Source organism: Rhodospirillaceae bacterium (genome assembly GCA_018660465.1).
Lineage (GTDB): Bacteria > Pseudomonadota > Alphaproteobacteria > Rhodospirillales > JABJKH01 > JABJKH01.
Genome location: JABJKH010000021.1, coordinates 1 through 2,547, shown reverse-complemented (window position 1 = coordinate 2,547; position 2,547 = coordinate 1). Strand labels below are relative to the sequence as shown.

Below are 2,547 nucleotides of genomic sequence, written 5' to 3'. Positions count from 1 at the left end.
TAGCGTCCGCCCGCCTGCTTTTGCAGTTGGGCGAGTAAGGTGTCATTGAATTCATCCGCCGCGGCCTTGGGGATCGGCACCTCATCGCCATCGAAAGGCCAGATGGCGATGCGCAGCTTTTTGCCCGCGGATTCATCGTAAATCCGCCTAAAATAGCTCAAAGCCTTACTGAGATTTTCAGCGTTTTTAGGAGGTCGGCCTGATTTATCTATGCCGCTGATAATTTCATAGGCGATCTCACGAAACGCCTCGGCTTGCTTATCTGCCGCCATCAGGGGCGCTGGCGCCATGGCGAATATGGCAACCAAGACGAACGCCCAGATATGAAAACAAAGCCGCTGAACCATCAAAACCAATTTCACCCCCTCATTGCAGAACCTGGTGCGTTAATTGTATTGCCGCTCCCCCACCAGAACGTGCGTCAGCTGAAACGGAAAACCGAAATGCCGCATCCATGCGACTGGGCAGGTTTAGCAACCATTCGGCTTGTCCCTCGAAGAAAGTTCTGCTCTCAGCAGTATCTTGCCCCATATACCGGCCAGACAAAACCCGTAGGATTGCCACGCCCTCGAACTTGGCATCGGCAGCCGCAACCTCGACACGAAGGCCACACACGTCCGCCAACTGACTTGATGTAGTTTCCCCGCTTGCATCGATGCCAACCGGAACCTCACGAGCCGTGGCGCCACCGAACTGAACATCAATGCAGCTCTTTCCTGACGGTGGTCGGCGCTCGAAAATCAGTATGCTGGGACTCTTTAACGCTGTCTTAACGGGAATTGGCCATCCGCTTCACAGACACAGAAAAATACTTTGTCTCGGAGGCTTCCGTCTATCGCCTGCTCAAATCCCTTGATCTGATAACCAGTCCGGAATTCATCGTCATTAAGGCTGCTGATGAGTTCAGGGACAAGACGACAGCTATTAATGCACAAAAGCCGAGACTGCTGTCGGACAACGGGTCCAGCTACGTCTCTGGTGAGCTGGCAGAATGGTTGGACGACAGGAAAATGGGGCACATCAGGGGGGCACCATATCATCCGCAAACTCAGGGCAAGATCGAGCGATGGCATCAAACGCTGAAGAACAGAATATTACTGGAAAATTATTATCTACCCGGTGATCTCAAAAACCAGATCAGCGCCCTCATCGATCATTATAATAATGACGGCTACCACGATAGCATTGGCAACGTTATCATCTCACCCACCGCTCACAATCTGCGCCTTTTGATCTCGGCCATAATACCGCCGGGCGAAGTACGTCATAGTGCCTTCAAGATATTTCCCCAACTCCTTATGGGTAACTTTGCCGTCACCGTTACCATAAGGCTTTTTGTCGCCTTCACCGCTCATTCCCATGAGGAAATACTTGGTGAAGAGGCTGTGCTTCCCGTCCTCCTCCCAAGATGCAACCTGATCTAACGCACCAGCCGATATGACTGTGATGTTGGAGGGAATTAGGGTGGCTTTAGGTTCAATGGAAATTCCAGATGACCGGGGGAGCACCAAGCCAGCCTGACTTGCACCGGAGAAGCAGGCTTCCAAAATTACCGTGACAGATTTGGCGGATATCTTTCCGAGGTTCTTATAGAGGGTGGAAAGTTTAAAACCCGTCAATCTGATTGTTCTTGCCGAAGCATCAGAAGGAACGAGATAGGTGCTGCCGTTTTTACCAGCGGGTGCGCCATGACCGGCGTAATAGACATAGACATTGGAGACGCCGGGTTTAGTCCAGTTAAAGAGTTGTCCCTGATGATCTGTATCATTACCGAAGATAGAGATAAGTTGGGTCCCCGTGGCATCCTTGAGGTGGATGATGTTGCCAACACGCACCCCTTTAGCCTTCATGAAATACCGCTTGATGCCTTCGGCGTCGGCGTAAGCAGGGGCGACGTTGGGGATTTCCTTGCCAAACTTCTTGTAATCGGCGTTGCCGATGATGACGGCAATATCATCAGGATGGGTTTTAGATGACCGGAAACGCACATTTATAGGCTTGGTGGGGAAGGTGTTGGTCGCTGTATCTTCCTGTGATTGAGCCTTGGCAACAGACGTTGGCAGAGTTGGATTTGGAAAAGGTTTGGTTTCTTTAGCAGGAGGCGACTTATCGATTTTACTCAGCGCGGCGACCGTTTCACTGAGACCATTCCATTTCGGATGGCTCTCGATACTGAACTCCCAAGCATCTGTACCTGTCGAATCAATGGCCTTGAAGCCAAATTGATAGGCGCGAACCTGCCAACAACTTTCGGATTGCGCCATCAGGTCTTCGAGTTTTGCCGCCACTCCATCAAAACAAAGTCGGCCACCGCGAATGGACCACTTGGCCGCGACCTCTTCATCCCACCCATTCCATCCCGATGCATCGCAATGCACGCGAACCACCGTGTCACCGCTTTTGGGGAACGACGCACGAAAATCAGGAATACCGTGGTTACCTTCGGGCTCGCTTACACAGATCCCCCCCGAAGCAAAAATTTCCGCCCCGGAAAGCAGGGCCTCAAGCTGTTTATCGCGATAGATTTCCGATGCGCCGGATGGACCG

The 2,547-nt window shown here is 51.9% G+C and carries 3 protein-coding genes and 1 pseudogene; 1 reads left to right on the top strand and 3 read right to left on the bottom strand.

The window, feature by feature from the left end:
- On the bottom strand, positions 1 to 356 hold a 356-nt coding region (locus tag HOM51_04210), incomplete at its 3' end, for a hypothetical protein (protein MBT5033701.1).
- A gap of 10 nt (positions 357 to 366) precedes the next feature.
- Positions 367 to 624, bottom strand: a complete 258-nt coding sequence (locus HOM51_04205; protein MBT5033700.1) for a hypothetical protein — start codon at positions 622 to 624, stop codon at positions 367 to 369.
- Between the two features lie 140 nt (positions 625 to 764).
- On the opposite strand from HOM51_04205, the pseudogene HOM51_04200 reads away from it, so the two are divergent.
- A pseudogene (locus HOM51_04200) lies at positions 765 to 1,196 on the top strand (transposase).
- Positions 1,197 to 1,202: 6 nt separating this feature from the next.
- Here the strand turns inward: HOM51_04200 and HOM51_04195 are convergent.
- Positions 1,203 to 2,547 (bottom strand): caspase family protein (locus tag HOM51_04195; GenBank protein ID MBT5033699.1); only part of this gene is annotated, 1,345 nt, incomplete at its 5' end.